This is a genomic window from Streptococcus pantholopis (assembly GCF_001642085.1).
In the GTDB taxonomy this organism is placed as follows: domain Bacteria; phylum Bacillota; class Bacilli; order Lactobacillales; family Streptococcaceae; genus Streptococcus; species Streptococcus pantholopis.
Genome location: NZ_CP014699.1, coordinates 1,166,644 through 1,181,156, shown reverse-complemented (window position 1 = coordinate 1,181,156; position 14,513 = coordinate 1,166,644). Strand labels below are relative to the sequence as shown.

The window sequence follows — 14,513 nt, the reverse complement described above, 5'->3', positions numbered from 1 at the left end:
GGTATGAAAATAACAAATATAAAAGTATACAAAATAAAACCTCGCTGGATTTTCATCAAATTGACGACAGATGACGGTATTGAAGGATGGGGTGAGATGATTTCAGGGACAAAAACTGAAACAGTTGTTGCTGGAGCTTATGAAATGGGGACACGTATAATAGGAAGAAACCCTTTTGAGATTGAACGGCTTTTTCAAGAGCTACACCGTTCTTTTTTTCGCGGTGGTCCCATTAATGCGACAATTGTATCAGGCATAGAGATGGCACTTTGGGATATTAAAGGGAAGGCTTTAGAGGTACCGGTTTATGAATTGCTTGGAGGAGCAGCCAGAGATAAAATTAAAGTTTATTCATGGATCGGCGGCGACCGACCAGATGATGTTTTGGCCCAGGCAAAGGATAGAGTCGAACGGGGCTTTACAGCGGTTAAAATGAATGCAACAGAAGAGTTGCATTATATTGATTCTTTTACAAAAATAGATGCTGTGGTTGAGCGCTTGGCTTCCATTCATGATTATTTTGGCAGTAAACTGTCTGTCGGAATTGATTTTCACGGTCGAGTTCATAAACCGATGGCAAAAGTTTTAGCCAAAGCTTTGGAGCCATACCGCCCTATGTTTTTAGAAGAGGTTGTTCTTCCTGAGAATGAAGAATATTTTAAAGAAATAGCCAGTCAGGTGTCAATTCCTTTGGCAACAGGCGAACGTCTGTACACAAGATGGCAATTTAAAGAGATCTTTAAGACAGGAGCTATTGACATTATTCAGCCGGATGTAGCTTTAGCAGGAGGAATATTGGAAACTCGTAAAATCGCTGCTATGGCTGAAGCTTATGATATGGCAGTTGCTCCTCATGCTCCATATGGCCCCGTCGCACTGGCCGCAACATTGCAGATTGATAGCTCTACACCTAATGTTTTTATTCAGGAACAGAGTTTGGGGATTCACTATAATAAGGGTTTTGATTTGCTGGATTTTGTAGACAATAAAGACTTGTTTCAATATAAAGATGGTTTTGTATCAATCCCTGATAAACCGGGCTTAGGCATTGAAATTAATGAAAGCTACGTAAAAGAAATTGCTCAAGAAGGTTTAGTTTGGACGAATCCATCTTGGAGAAATGATGATGGCACTATAGCTGAATGGTAAACTGATGGCTCTAAGGAGGAAGTGAGATGGAGTTCTTATTTATAGCTCTGCTTTTACTGGGTTATACAATTTATTACCAGACACAAATGAAAAAAATTTTTATAAAGAGTAAACGCTCAATTTTTAAAAGCAGTCTATTACTGCTAGCAGGGGTATTTTTTGTTTTGATACGAGCTCCAAAAGCCCCAAATTTGGGTACGAATTTGTTGATTGGTTTCCTTTTAATTTTACAGGCTTGGCGAAAAGAAGGACTGAGCAGAGATCGTGTGATAACATTTGGTGTCCGTAATGGGAAGCTGGCAGAGTATGAAAAACTGATTATTCATAATGAGCATTCTGGGGCACGCTTAGAATGTCAAAGTTCGACCAGACGTTCAGATATTAATCTATATTTTAAAGATGAACCAAAAGTTATTAGAAAGTTTTTAAACGACTGCAAACTACATTGTGAACTGTTACAAAAATAAAGCAATCAATATTCTGAGAGACAATAGTGACTTATGAGAGAAAACTGCATCTGTTAAGCTAACCTGAACAGTCTATCAACTTTTTCGAAATTCCCAAGAAGATTGTGAAATGATACACTTAATATATCAAATATATGGAGGCGTTTCCACATGAAGCAATTAACAGACAGTGTCATTTTTCGACATGGTGCGAAGATTAAAACGCGCACCGCTCAGTCGCCTATGCTGACCAACAGCGGTTTAGATGAAAAAGTGACTCAGGATACGATTGATTACTATGCAGCACGCTCTCAATCTGCTGGTATGGTCATTGTTGAGTATACCAGTGTCAGTCCCAATGGCGGTCCATCGCGCTCTTGGGCGCCTGATCGGGAACAATTGGCTGTTTACAATGATGATTTTAAGCCGGGCTTGGCAAAAGTAGCAGCAGTCTTGAAAAAAGACGACAATAAAGCCTTGCTTCAGTTGGTTCATTCGGGTCGTGAAGCGGCTTACCGCCATGAACTCGGAGGGCGAGTCGAAGTCCCATCTAAGCTTGATTTCCCTTGGATTGATTATCCACTTTATGAACTGACTGAGGATGAGGTATGGGGAATTGTCAAAGACTTCGGAGCTGCTGCTAAACGGGCGATCGACTGCGGTTTTGACGGTGTTGAAATTCACGGTGCCAATCACTATCTTCACCAAGAATTCTTTTCTGCTTTCTCAAATAAGCGCACCGATTTCTGGGGCGGCAGCTTAGAAAAGCGGATGAATTTTGCACTCGAAGTGGCGCGTGAGGTTTTTAAAGTTGTTAATGAATTTGCTCTAAAAGACTTTATCGTCGGTTATCGTATCAGCCCTGAAGAAATTCATGGTGAAAATATCGGTTATACTTGGCACGAATCTAAAGAGCTGGTAAGAGCTTTGACAGAACAATTTGAGTTTGACTACATTCACCTCTCAACTAATGATTACACGAAAACACCGTCTGACTCTGATAAGAACTATGCCCAGCTATTGGGTGATGCAGTGCAGGCCCCAGCCTTACTGATGATTGCAGGCGGTATTCATACGGTCGAAAAAATGCAGGATGCTCTGAACTATGTTGATATTGTCAGCCTCGGACGTCCAACTTTGATTGATCCGCAAATCGCTTACAAGTTAGAAAAAGGACTTGAAGATCAAATCAGCCTATCCTTCAATGAAGAATCCGTAGCAGTAGCCAAGCTTACACCGGGCTTGATGGCCCTCTTAGCTAATGCAGAATACTTTGCTATGCCAGGTATGGACTATCTCCAAACATTAGTCGATGAAAAGCTTGACGATGTTGTGACGCACGATGGCACACAGTAAACCAGATGATTATCAGCTAGTCAAGTCCAATCAGATCTCACCAGCAGGCTGAGACAGCTGAAATTTTAAAATATCATAAAAAGAGGGGCTATGAGGCCTCTCTTTTTATGATATCTGTAATGGTATCCATCAGCTGTTCAGTCTGTGATGAAAGCTTCTTATTGGGATTGATCAGCCAGCCAAGAGAAAACTGATCATCAATCAGGTGGCCAATATCAATATGACCAAGATCCTTAATATTTTCATTAGTTGACAGCTGTTCTTGGGCGATTCGCCCAAAGCAGACGGTATTTAACTGGAGAATGGCTTGGCTCATAGCCCAAGCGTCGTCTGTCCGCAGAACCAAAGGGAGAGGTCCGCAGATATTCTGTAAATTATCGTACAGTGTGTCATGCAGACTGTCATTGAAAAGACTGAACCGCTGCTTTTTGATATCCTCAATAGTAATGGGGTCCTGTTTATTTAAAAGAGGGTTTTTCGGAGAACAAAGCATCACCAGTTTGGTATGGCAAACTGGGCGAAATTCCAGTCCCTGCAGCTCATTTTGGTTCATATGATTTGTTGCAATGAAACCAGCATCGATTTCATGATGATGCAGCCGTCTAATGATAGAAGGCAGTTCATGGCAGCTGATATCAAAAGTCGTATACTGATAGTCTCTTTCATAATGCTGTAAAAAACCTTCCCAAAAAGGGCGCAGCATCACATTCATATAATGGATTGTTATTTTTTGAAAATGGTCTGGGCTGGCCATAAAATGCGCCTGATTTTCAAGAGCATTTTTGGCACGCAGGATATCTGAGACAGAGGACAGTAATTTTTGGCCTTCTGGTGTCAGAGATGTCCCTAAAGACGTTCGTTCAAAAAGTTTGATTCCGAGCTCGTCTTCTAACTGAGAAATAGCCAGACTCAGACCGGATTTACTAATATGAAGGACTTCAGCGGCTTTTTGCAGTGACTGGTAATGAGAAAGTATCTCGGCGTAGAGAAGTTGTTCAAAATTCATAATGCATCCTTTGTCACTTGACCAATGAAAAGTTGAAAATTAATGCCGCAAAGGTCAGAATTCCTCTTGAGGCACAAAAAAGCAGGGCTAAGCTTCTTTCACACACATCATATCAAAATAAAAAAAACTTGTAAAAGAAAAATCAGGTCAGCCTGATAAAAGCTAATAGGCCGTAATGGCTGGATTAGAGTCAGAAGGAGAAATGGCCTGTTTTTAAGAAGTGCAGGAAAATGCTTTTTAAGCATAATGTCTATATAAAATAAGTATTTGTCTATATCTCTAGGATGGTCTATAATAAAAATAAATAAAAGAAAGAGGGAATCCATCATGACAGAAGAGCATTTACAGTTAATTCAAGAATGGGATAAAGTTTTTCCAAAAAGCGATAAAGTCGACCATCAAAAGGTGACCTTCCATAATCACTTCGGCATTACCTTGGCTGCTGACATGTATAAGCCCAAAAATGTTCAGGGGAAATTGCCGGCTTTAGCAGCAGCAGGACCTTTTGGTGCTGTAAAAGAACAGTCGTCCGGTCTGTATGCCCAGGAAATGGCAGAACGCGGCTACCTCACGATTGCTTTTGATCCTTCTTATACTGGAGAATCAGGCGGTTCTCCTCGTTATATGCAGTCACCGGACATTAACACGGAAGATTTTCAAGCTGCTGTTGATTTCCTGTCAACACTGGATGAGACAGATTCCGAAAAAATTGGGATTATCGGAGTCTGCGGCTGGGGCGGCATTGCCTTAAATGCAGCAGCTATTGATCCGCGTATCAAGGTAACCGTTGTTTCGACAATGTATGATTTGTCCCGTGTTGCCGGCAATGGTTATAATGATGTGGCTGATAATGAAGCAGCTCGCTATGAGCAACGGTTAGCGCTCAGCGCTCAGCGAATTGAAGACTATAAAACCGGAACTTACAAACTGGCCGGCGGAGTCGTTGATCCTTTACCAGAAGATGCACCGCAGTTTGTCAAAGATTATTATGCTTATTACAAGCAGCCGCGCGGCTATCACAGCCGCAGTCTGAACTCCAACAACGGTTGGGCAGTGCAGTCCAATACTAGCCTTACTAATACACGCTTCCTTTATTATACAGATGAAATCCGTAATGCGGTGCTGCTGGTTCACGGCGATGCTGCTCATTCTTATTATATGGGAAAAGACGCCTTTGCTAAGTTAAAAGGTAAGAATAAACAGATGATTACGGTCCCAGGGGCTAACCACTGTGATTTATATGACCAGAAGGATAAAATTCCATTTACAGAAATTGAAGCTTTTATTAAGAAGAATATCTAGTGTTTAAAGAGGCAGGGAAACAAAGTCCTGCCTCCTTTCACTTTTTAGATCTATGCGTTTGGTGCAGTGGCTGATTGGGGAACAGCGCCCTTAATCAGCTGTGAGGAGACGGGACAACAAAATCCGAATGGTAGTAAAAGTACTTTGATAGAAAGGCCCGAAAAATGACAAGAAAGAGTATTTTCATTACTGCGTTGATTGCAGGGATTTTTTTGTTAGCCGTTTTTTGGATAATCAATAATAATCAGTCTCCTAAAGATGCGACAAATCAAACCGATGAAACGGCAAGAGAAGGCTATCAATTTACCAACAAAACAATTTCTTTTGTGAGCAATGATAATGCCATCTATGGACGTGCACTCATTCCTCAAACAGATATGCCTGTACCGACTATCATCGTTTGTCATGGTTTTGGGGGCAATTATGAACAAGAGTTGATCATGCAAGAGAATTTAGCCACAAGCGGTTTTGCAGTTTATGCTTTTGATTTTGCTGGTGGATCAGGCTATGATTCTGGCAAAAGTGAGGGTGAGATGACCGATATGTCCGTTTTGACAGAAGTACAGAATCTTAAAGATGCTCTTGTGGCTCTTGAGAATCAAGAGTTCTTCGATAAAGATAATCTTTACCTTTTAGGTGGCAGCCAAGGAGCTGTCGTTTCCAGTATTGTGGCAGCAGAAAATCCGGAAGCGGTTAAGGGCTTAATTCTGCTCTACCCAGCATTTTCCCTTTTTGATGATGCTCATAACCGTTTTGAGTCTGCCGAAGCCATTCCTGAAACTTACAACTTAATGGGCTTGACGGTTGGAAGCCGTTATTTTACTGATATTTGGGACTATAATATCTATGACAAAATAAGTCAGTATGATGGAGACGTTCGCATCTTTCACGGAACTGACGATGATTTAGTCCCTATATTTTATGCAGAAAGGGCAAGTGAAGTGTTTCCCCATGCTGTTTTAACAAAATTAAAAGGAGAAGGGCATGGATTTTCGAATTCAGCACAGGAAGAAGCAGCTGAAAATATCGTAAATTTTATTAAAGAGACTGAGTAGAGAGATAAAGCAATGAAATAAAACCATCCGTTTTGTTTCCTCTGCTCTTAAGGAGATGCTGATAAAGGAATGAGGTTTCAAAAGTAATCGAGGCTGTTTGCTTTTTAGGATTATAAAAGCAGGATAGTCGTTTGTAATCAGTTATATCTGACCTATCTGGACCGTGAAATTTTTAAATTTCTTTAAGATTTCTTTTCTTTTATGCTAAAAGACTGTTCTTATTGTCGATAATTGTGTACAATAGAAAGAAATAAGAATTTAGGAGAATTGACATTATGGCACGTCATCGTAAAAAAGCAGATAATAGCAACACCTTGAGGATTTTCCTCATTTTAGGTGTGGTTTTACTGGCTTTAGGACTGATTATTTTTGCTGTTTCGTCCTATATTAATAATAGAGAAAGCAGTACGACAACATCCAGTTCAACAGCACAGACTCTGATGAGTTCATCAGATACAAGTGAGAATACAGAAACATCTCAGACGGATCAAGCTTTAGATATAGCTGCTCTGGCTAACGAAGATTATAACAGTGCTGCGGGTGTTTGGCTCAGCAGTAATGGCAACAGTTTAACTTTTAATGCTGAAGGGCTGGAAAGCAGTGACATTCAGGGAACGATTGATTTCACCATCACCCCTTACCAGCAGTTGGATGATAATACCTATTTGGCGACTCTGACATCAGCAGACGGCAGTCTGGTATATGATCTTTACTTTATTAAGGCTGGATCTGAACTGCCGGAAGATTATTTTGCTGAAGGCTATACGGATACCTCTGACCATGATAAAGACCGTCTTTATATTACTAGTGATCTTGTCGGAGGAGAGGATTACGCAGATAACATTTTGTACAGACAATAAACACTAAAAAGAGGCAGGATAAAGCCTCTTTTTTCTTTTATCTAAAAAATGAAGCTGACTCAATACTTTCCCAAGATTTTAGTCTGTCTCGATAGTGATAAAGCAGCCAAGCAGCTGTCAGCAGCATTAAGCAGGGAGTGACAAGCATCATGGTTTTTGTTTCATAGAAGCCTGGGATAACTGCTGTCAGGAGTTGTAAAGTCATATGCATGCTGCCGTGAACAGCAACGGCAGCCCAGGTGGTCCGAAAAAGGTATTTCATTAAGCAGGATAAAATACCAAGGCAAAAAGCATAAAAAATAGTGAGATAGCCTTCACTGTCGTAGGGATTGCCGCCAAAAAAAGGAATAATATGAACAATATGATCTAAGGCAAAGAGGGCGCTTGATATGAATAAGGTTGGCATTGGCTTTTTTTGCAAAGTCTGAACCAGATAACCGCGCCAAACCATTTCTTCCGGGAAGCCCTGCAATAAAAAGGAAAGTGCAAAGCTAGTCCAGAGTTCAGGCAGGCCGAAGCGGACTGTACCAGAAAAACGGTCGTGGAAGAAGACAATAGACAGCCAGCTCCCTAAAAGGACAATTACAATTGTTAATAATAAAGCGGCCAAAAACCCCTTTAAGGCATTTTTATCAAGCTTCAATTCTAAAACTGACCAAGGCCGTCGATCAATAATTCGTGTAAAAAACCAGGTATAAACTATATAGGCTAAACAAACTAAGATCTCATAAAGGTTATAAAGGATTGGGGGCAGATCGTTTTGGAAAAGAGGCAGGGCGACTGCACAAATGGGCAGTAAAGCTGTGAGGGTCACTAGACAAGCTCTGGTGAAAGGTGTCAGCAGCCTGTCTTGAAATGATGTCTGTATCATAATAAAGCCTCCTGAAAATTGATAGAAATCTTTCAAGTATTAGAACGGCTGAATTTAAGCTTTCTTTTGTTTGACGTTCTAAGCAGATAAATTATCAAAAGGGCTGACAGATAAGCAAGGACAGCAATTGGAGAAATGTCAATGCCGTATTGACCGCCAAACCAGAAGGAAGTATTATTGAAAGTGAAAAGAAGGGTGAAGAAATTCCAAAGGGCATGAATCAGGATACTGTCACTAATTGAATTGGTCTCATAAACACTGTAAGAAAGAAGTGCACTAAAGGAAAGTCCGGCAAGGAGAAGCTGACAGACTGTCAAAAAATCTAAAGGACCGTTTAACAGATGAAGGAGAGCAAAAATTATTGCAGGGACTAGAACAGCTATGAATTTGGAATATTTAATTTCAAAAACAGTCAGTAAGAGCCCTCGGAAAAAGAGTTCTTCTACTGCCGGTGCAGCTAGGGTGCCAATAATAATTCTGCCCCAAGGCTGATGGCTTAGAGATAGTTTTCCTCCAATGAGCAGGAGGCCCCCCAAGACTGTTAATGGCAGAAGGAGTCCAACGATTTGCCAGCTGATTTTTGGAAGGGATAGGCAGATACGGCAGTCCTTAAGGCTTAGCCGACAGTAACGTTCAGCCAGAAGTTTGGCAAAGATTAGAGCAAAATTTAAGTAGAACAAGGCAAAGAGGGCAGAGGATAAGTTATCATTTTCCTTTATTGTGGGCAATAAATAGACAAATCCAGCTAACAAACCTGCTGCCAGCATGACGAAGATAATTAAAAATGTGCTGAAAATAATATGCCTGCTGAAAAAAGCTTGTTTCTTTGCTGCCATGTCTTACCTACCTTACTTTTAAATCACCGTTAACACTAAACAGGGTCAGACGGTTATCACTTTTGTAATCAGCTGTTGCCTGGCTGCTGACTGAACAGTCTCCATTTTGCGACTGAGCTGTTACAAAGACATTGTAAGAAGAGAGTTCAAATTTACTGTCACCGTTTTGGTTGCTGATATCATTTATTCCTTTAAAGCTGATTTCTTCTGCCTTTAGGTCTCCATCGTTTAAATGCAGTTTGCTGTCTGATACAATGGCTTCATTTATCTTAACATCTCCGTTCCCGCTTTCGAGTGAACAGTTTTTCATAGTAACGGAGTTCAGCCTGCTGTCTCCGTTAGAAATAATGAAAGTTCCATTTTGAAATTGACAGTCAGCGGCTTTAAAATCACCATTGCTGACCAGAACTTCGCTTTTTTTAAAGGAATTGCCTGAGATAGAAAGATCCCCATTTTTAACTTCCAAACTACAGTTATCTACTGTTAAGTTAGCCAGCTTGAGGTCGCCGCTGTTGACTGACAGAGAACAGCTGGTCAGTTCACTTCCCTTAGGCAGATAGAGGACAGCTTGATAAGGATTTGGCTGATCTGCAAAGCTTTGCTGTAACCATAGAATAAGATCACTGATTGATAACAGATGAATCCTGTTCTTATAAACTGAGGTGACTTTTTTATTTTCTGTCAGACGGAGCTTTCCCTTTCGGTTAGTCAGTTTAAGAGGGGATTGATTTTTAACATTGTAATAGCTTAAGTAGGCTTGCTTAGCGTCAGTCTCTTTGATGCTGATATCCAGTCTGTCTAAATCAGCCTCCAGATTGTTAAAAGAAGTCAGTTTTTCTTCCTGCAGGATAAAGTCTCCTTTGTTCTTATCTACCATTGACTGAAAGCCACCGGCTTTATAACCGATTTGCAGTAAGATTGCTCCTGAAAATGAGAGACAGAGTCCCGCGATAAGAACTATTTTTTTCCATCTTTTCATTGTTTTCCCCTCTTTCTAATAGCAGAAACAGTTCCGCCTACCACTGTAACAGTCAGCTGACTGCACCATTTGCCGATTTGCAGTATAAGCAGAATCAGCAAAAGCGGCAGACCCAGAAAAAGGCCTCCCATTCCAAGTTCTACCAGTGCGGCAGCAAAATCAGATGGGATTGTCATGAATGCCTCGATAATAAAATCTGCACCGACAACCAAAAATGAAAGGGCAACACAGACTGCTGCAAGAAGCAGGCTGAAAAAAACGATAACTGCAGTAAACAAAAGGCTGACAGCGACAATAAACAGCGGAAATGCTACAGGCGAAGCCAGAAGAGCTAACAGGGCTATCCAGAGCAGATTAGCACGGCTTTTGGCGCTCTTGGGATTTTGATCCATTTTTTCATCTAAGAGCCGGTAAAGAATTTCATTGGCTGCTTCTTTAGGACTCCCCAATTCCTCAATGACCTGCGCTTCATTTTCAGGTCCGGCTTCGTCAAAATACTCTGAAAAATAATCCATAGCCTCTGTAAAATCCTGCTGCGGCAGCTTTTTTAGATGTTTTTCCAGCTGCTCTAAATACTCTTTGCGTGTCATTTCCTAATCCTCCCTTCAATAATACCGTCCAATACAGCTTTATAATCCTGCCATTCTTGCTTGAGGTAGGCAGTTTGTGCCTTTCCCTCTTCTGTTATCGCATAATATTTTCGGTTGCGGCCCTGATATTTCTGTGAATAAGTCGTCAGAAAGCCGGCCTTTTCCAATTTCTTCAAAATGGGATAAAGAGTGGATTCTTTAATATTAGCGGCAATTTTAATGGTTTGGCTGATTTCGTAGCCATAAGAATCCTGTTTTTCAATAATAGAAAGTACTAAATACTCAATTAAGATAGATGAAATAGGAAAATACATAACATACACTCACTTCATGTATAATATTTATATATATAATTATTTTATATATAAATTTTATACCTATTACAAGCAGATGTCAATAGAAAACAGTCAAATAACATAAAATGTTTTAAGATCCCTAAAAACACCACCGTCATTTTCACAGAGTAATAAAGTAAAGGGAGTCAGCATATTAAAGGGCAATCGGTGCAGCAGAAGGATAAACTGTGTTATAATAAACAAAGGAAGGCGTGCAGTGTTTTCATTCAGCACTGTACCTTGAATGAAAGTGAGGACTAAATGGCAAAATGACAATCAGACCTGCACAGAAAACAGACATTCCTGCTCTTGAAAAGCTTTTGCAGCAAATTTTGACTGTCCACCATCAGGCCAGACCTGATTTATTTACGGCTAAAGGCGGAAAATACAGCAGAGAAGAGCTGAAAGGATTGATAGCTGATGAACTGCGTCCGGTTTTTGTTTACGAGGATGAGCATGGCCGAATTTTGGGACACTTGTTCACAATTATACAGGAAGCTAAGGCTCCGTCAGTCCCGCATAAAACTCTTTTTATTGATGATCTTTGTGTCGATGAAGAAGCGCGAGGGCAGAAAATCGGCTCTGAGCTCTATCAGTTTGCTTTGAAATATGCCCGAGAGATTGGCTGTTATAATCTGACACTCAATGTTTGGAATGATAATCAAGGGGCTTTGCGTTTTTATGAGCGTCAAGGATTGAGAGCTCAGGAAACACGTCTGGAACAGATTCTTTAAGGAGGAAATCACTAAAAGAATAAGCATTAACAGACTGGTTTGTTCAGATGGCATAGCTGATTCAGCCTGTATGCAACTGATTTGTTGGTAAATTGTAAAACATATGATACAGTTCGCCTGACTTTCCCATGTTAAAGCGATAGTAAAGGGATTAAAGTTTCTCAGCTATTTGAGAAGCTTTTTCTTTTTATAGTTTAAAAAACCTTGCTTTAAAGCTTTTTATGACAAATCAACTAGTAATTCGCAAGCGTTTGCTAATCTGCTGTAAAGTGCTATACTGGGGGTATTATCGGGGACGGTTGTTGTATTTCACCGCTCAATACCGGATAAATCAGGCGTTTTTCTGACAACATAACTGCAGTTCTCCTAATTAAGGAAAACTGCAGTTGCACTGGCTATCACAGATTTTTTAAACGGCCTTTGTATCTTATGAATTGAACACGGCCTAAACGCTGCGGGAAAAAGATAGCCTGACCTCGAATCTTTATGATTCATCGGTCAGTCTCCTATTTTCCTTTTGCGTTTTTAACGGCCTTTGTATCTTGTTAATTGAACACGGCCTAAACGCTGCGGGAAAAAGATAGCCTGACCTCGAATCTTGATGATTCATCGGTCAGTCCCCTATTTTCCTTTTGCGTTTTTAACGGCCTTTGTATCTTAAGGAGGAGATTAAGATGAAAAAGATTTTACAGGTAATGGGGATTTTGGCATTGGGAGTGCTTGTTTTTTGGGCCGGCAGTCAGGTTCAGGCCCGGGGCAGGTCTGACCGGGCAGGAAAGAACAGTATTACAGTTGTGCAGACAAAAATTGTTTTGGACAGTTATGAGTTTGGACCGGCTGTTTCTAAGATTGTTCTGGAAACTGATAAGCCTTTAAGTGAAGCTGTACTGAATTCGGAAACTGCAGTAGCCACAGCAGGAATTGCCAGACAAATCAATGACGTTTATTTATCGGATGCTCAAGGCAACCGTTTAGACAGATATACTAAAAGCAACCATGTTGCTTTAGAATTGGCTGTTGATTATAATACGGAAGACCCTGCTCAGAGTGCTTCTCCCTTTACTTTTGATTTATCAACCTATCGTAATTATTGGGTAGACAGCTATGTGGTGAAAGTCAGCGGACTCGGACTGAAAAGAAGCGGCTCTGGGAAGCTTCAATTGGTTAGCTCTGAACAGGAAGCAATTGAAAACCGTCTAACTCCCTCAGCTGATCGTTTTTCAGATAGAGGAACCAGCAGTCTGCCATATGCAGCCTATCAACCTGAATCTGCTGCAGCCGGTGAGAAAAACCCTCTGATTGTCTGGCTGCATGGTATTGGTGAAGCAGGAACCGATTTAAACTTTCCTCTTTTGTCAAATAAGGTGGCTGCTTTGACACAAGAGGAGATTCAAAGTCAGTTTACTTCCAGCGGAAGCGGGGAACAAACAGGTGCTTACGTTTTGGTCCCTCAAGCACCAACAGCTTGGAATGAGCAATACGGTGAAGCTCTGATTGAGACAATTGATGCTTATCTGGCAAACAATCCAGATATAGACAGCGACCGTATCTATTTAGCTGGTGCTTCCAATGGCGGAGCTATGACCTTAGAAATGGGGATACATTATCCGGATTATTTCGCTGCTTTGGTACCAATTGCTGCTCCCTATTCCTATCAGACAGCTTCTGATAATGATGACAAACCTTACAGTTTGGATGAAGAAACGCTATCAGCTTTGAAAGATCAGCCAATGTGGCTGATTCATTCTCAAGCAGATACCACCATTCCGGCATCTGAAAGTGCTCTGCCTTTTTATAAAGCTATGATAGATGCTGGATTTGAGAATAAATGGATCTCTTATTATGAGAGTGCTCTGGGGACTGATTTACCTGGGCAAGTGTATAACGGCCATTGGGCTTGGATTTATTTCTTTAACAATCAAGTAACAGGTGTGCAAAGCCGGGAGAATATTGGCTCCATGTCTGGGCTGTCCGGTCTTGTTGCTACAAATCCCACACGAGGAGGTGCCAGCAAGGCAACTGTTGACGGCATTGAATACAGTAATATTTTTGACTGGCTAAATGCCCAGAAAAAATAAGTAAAAAAGGTAAACTTCTAAAACTGAAGTTTACCTTTTTATTAAGGCTTAATAACTTTTAAACAGCTGTAAAATGCAATCATAGGAAAAGTTAGTCTCCCTATTATTTAGTTTATTTATTTTTTGCCCCAATCTTCTTTTTAAGAAAGACTAAGACGTAGCAGAAAAGTAGGTAGGCTATAGCAATAAGGACGGTGTTTTTAGCAACAGTTTCCCAGCCATAGCGACTGGTGTTGATAAAGAAATAGGGGAAAGGGCTGTCTTTGCTGCCGGGAACCGGAAGCTGTAAAAGGGTTCCGTTAAAGATAGCAAAGGCAAAATACAGCAGTGGGATGATTGTCCAATAGAAGGGATCCTGCCATTTGTAGTTATTTCTGCGGTCTAAAATAAGTGTATCAAGGATCAAACAGAAAGGAGCGATGTAATGGACCAAAAAATTGCGGATATTCCAGAAATCTTCAGGGTCAACTCGAGGTGCTAAAAGAAAATGGTAAATCATAAAAGTAATAGCAATAGCCATAGTTACTCCGCCTTTGATGCGCAGCAAACGAGGATTAGAATTGATTGTCCCTCGTTTGGCTTCATAATACACGAGGTAGAGCATAAAAGAAAAGGTGAGAATATTTGAAAGGACAGTATAATAAAGCAGCATACCAGCTCCGCCTTGATGCAGCTGGATACTGACTCCCCAAATACCGCAGCCGGCAGCTAAAAGCCGAAAAATCTGTGTTTTTGACATGGCAATAAACCTCTTTCCTATCTTTTTCACCCAACCGCAGAAAAAATAAAGGCTTAGAACAGTAAGAGTTAATACAGGGGGCAAAAACTCTGCTTAAACTTAAAATGCCTTTAGAGGTGTTTTTCTTAATCAGTTGGCAGAAAACTGTTTCTATCTTATCATATTTTTCCTTGACTG

At 40.7% G+C, this 14,513-nt stretch carries 15 protein-coding genes; 8 read left to right on the top strand and 7 right to left on the bottom strand.

The window, feature by feature from the left end; genetic code table 11:
- Positions 1–3 precede the first annotated feature (3 nt).
- The 3 genes from dgoD to A0O21_RS05515 all read left to right on the top strand — a co-directional run bounded on the left by dgoD (position 4) and on the right by A0O21_RS05515 (position 2,951).
- Positions 4–1,149: a galactonate dehydratase gene (gene dgoD, locus A0O21_RS05525; protein WP_067065163.1), complete on the top strand. Its 1,146-nt coding sequence runs from the start codon at positions 4–6 to the stop codon at positions 1,147–1,149.
- Positions 1,150–1,175: 26 nt separating this feature from the next.
- Complete coding sequence (locus tag A0O21_RS05520; RefSeq protein ID WP_067062530.1) at positions 1,176–1,616, top strand: hypothetical protein; 441 nt, start codon at positions 1,176–1,178, stop codon at positions 1,614–1,616.
- A 150-nt stretch (positions 1,617–1,766) separates the two neighbouring features.
- Entirely contained in the window at positions 1,767–2,951 is a 1,185-nt protein-coding gene (locus A0O21_RS05515) for an oxidoreductase (RefSeq protein WP_067062527.1), read from the top strand.
- A gap of 88 nt (positions 2,952–3,039) precedes the next feature.
- Here A0O21_RS05515 and A0O21_RS05510 read toward each other — a convergent pair whose 3' ends face one another.
- Positions 3,040–3,957 carry a LysR family transcriptional regulator gene (locus A0O21_RS05510; protein ID WP_067062523.1) on the bottom strand — a complete coding sequence of 306 codons (918 nt, stop codon included), beginning with the start codon at positions 3,955–3,957 and terminating at the stop codon, positions 3,040–3,042.
- A gap of 327 nt (positions 3,958–4,284) precedes the next feature.
- Here A0O21_RS05510 and A0O21_RS05500 point away from each other — a divergent pair, with 327 nt between their 5' ends.
- The 3 genes from A0O21_RS05500 to A0O21_RS05490 all read left to right on the top strand — a co-directional run bounded on the left by A0O21_RS05500 (position 4,285) and on the right by A0O21_RS05490 (position 7,174).
- Positions 4,285–5,259, top strand: a complete 975-nt coding sequence (locus A0O21_RS05500; protein WP_067062516.1) for an alpha/beta hydrolase — start codon at positions 4,285–4,287, stop codon at positions 5,257–5,259.
- A 164-nt stretch (positions 5,260–5,423) separates the two neighbouring features.
- A complete protein-coding gene (locus tag A0O21_RS05495; RefSeq protein ID WP_082854419.1) occupies positions 5,424–6,314 on the top strand; it encodes an alpha/beta hydrolase family protein in 891 nt (296 codons plus the stop codon).
- A gap of 275 nt (positions 6,315–6,589) precedes the next feature.
- On the top strand, positions 6,590–7,174 hold the full coding sequence (locus tag A0O21_RS05490; RefSeq protein ID WP_067062512.1) for a hypothetical protein: 585 nt from the start codon (positions 6,590–6,592) through the stop codon (positions 7,172–7,174).
- Between the two features lie 37 nt (positions 7,175–7,211).
- On the opposite strand, the gene A0O21_RS05485 is transcribed toward A0O21_RS05490, so the two are convergent.
- Genes A0O21_RS05485 through A0O21_RS05465 form a run of 5 tightly spaced genes read right to left on the bottom strand, consistent with a single transcriptional unit; the run spans position 7,212 to position 10,764 of the window.
- Positions 7,212–8,045 (bottom strand): CPBP family intramembrane glutamic endopeptidase, encoded by an 834-nt coding sequence (locus A0O21_RS05485; protein ID WP_067062507.1) that lies wholly within the window; start codon positions 8,043–8,045, stop codon positions 7,212–7,214.
- A gap of 32 nt (positions 8,046–8,077) precedes the next feature.
- Positions 8,078–8,881, bottom strand: a complete 804-nt coding sequence (locus tag A0O21_RS05480) for a CPBP family intramembrane glutamic endopeptidase (protein ID WP_067062504.1) — start codon at positions 8,879–8,881, stop codon at positions 8,078–8,080.
- Positions 8,882–8,888: 7 nt separating this feature from the next.
- Positions 8,889–9,860, bottom strand: coding sequence for a DUF4097 family beta strand repeat-containing protein (locus tag A0O21_RS05475; protein WP_067062500.1), 972 nt, complete (start codon positions 9,858–9,860; stop codon positions 8,889–8,891).
- Positions 9,857–10,450: a DUF1700 domain-containing protein gene (locus tag A0O21_RS05470; RefSeq protein ID WP_067062497.1), complete on the bottom strand. Its 594-nt coding sequence runs from the start codon at positions 10,448–10,450 to the stop codon at positions 9,857–9,859. The genes A0O21_RS05475 and A0O21_RS05470 overlap by 4 nt, the downstream gene beginning before the upstream one ends.
- Positions 10,447–10,764, bottom strand: coding sequence for a PadR family transcriptional regulator (locus A0O21_RS05465; protein ID WP_067062493.1), 318 nt, complete (start codon positions 10,762–10,764; stop codon positions 10,447–10,449). The genes A0O21_RS05470 and A0O21_RS05465 overlap by 4 nt, the downstream gene beginning before the upstream one ends.
- 290 nt (positions 10,765–11,054) lie before the next feature.
- On the opposite strand from A0O21_RS05465, the gene A0O21_RS05460 reads away from it, so the two are divergent.
- Both A0O21_RS05460 and A0O21_RS05455 read left to right on the top strand, forming a co-directional pair.
- The gene (locus A0O21_RS05460; protein ID WP_067062491.1) at positions 11,055–11,519 is read left to right on the top strand and encodes a GNAT family N-acetyltransferase; all 465 of its coding nucleotides are present in this window, start codon (positions 11,055–11,057) and stop codon (positions 11,517–11,519) included.
- 674 nt (positions 11,520–12,193) lie between these two features.
- Complete coding sequence (locus A0O21_RS05455; RefSeq protein WP_067062488.1) at positions 12,194–13,597, top strand: prolyl oligopeptidase family serine peptidase; 1,404 nt, start codon at positions 12,194–12,196, stop codon at positions 13,595–13,597.
- Positions 13,598–13,709: 112 nt separating this feature from the next.
- Here the strand turns inward: A0O21_RS05455 and A0O21_RS05450 are convergent, their stop codons facing one another.
- Positions 13,710–14,336, bottom strand: coding sequence for a Pr6Pr family membrane protein (locus A0O21_RS05450; protein ID WP_067062485.1), 627 nt, complete (start codon positions 14,334–14,336; stop codon positions 13,710–13,712).
- Positions 14,337–14,513: the final 177 nt, after the last annotated feature.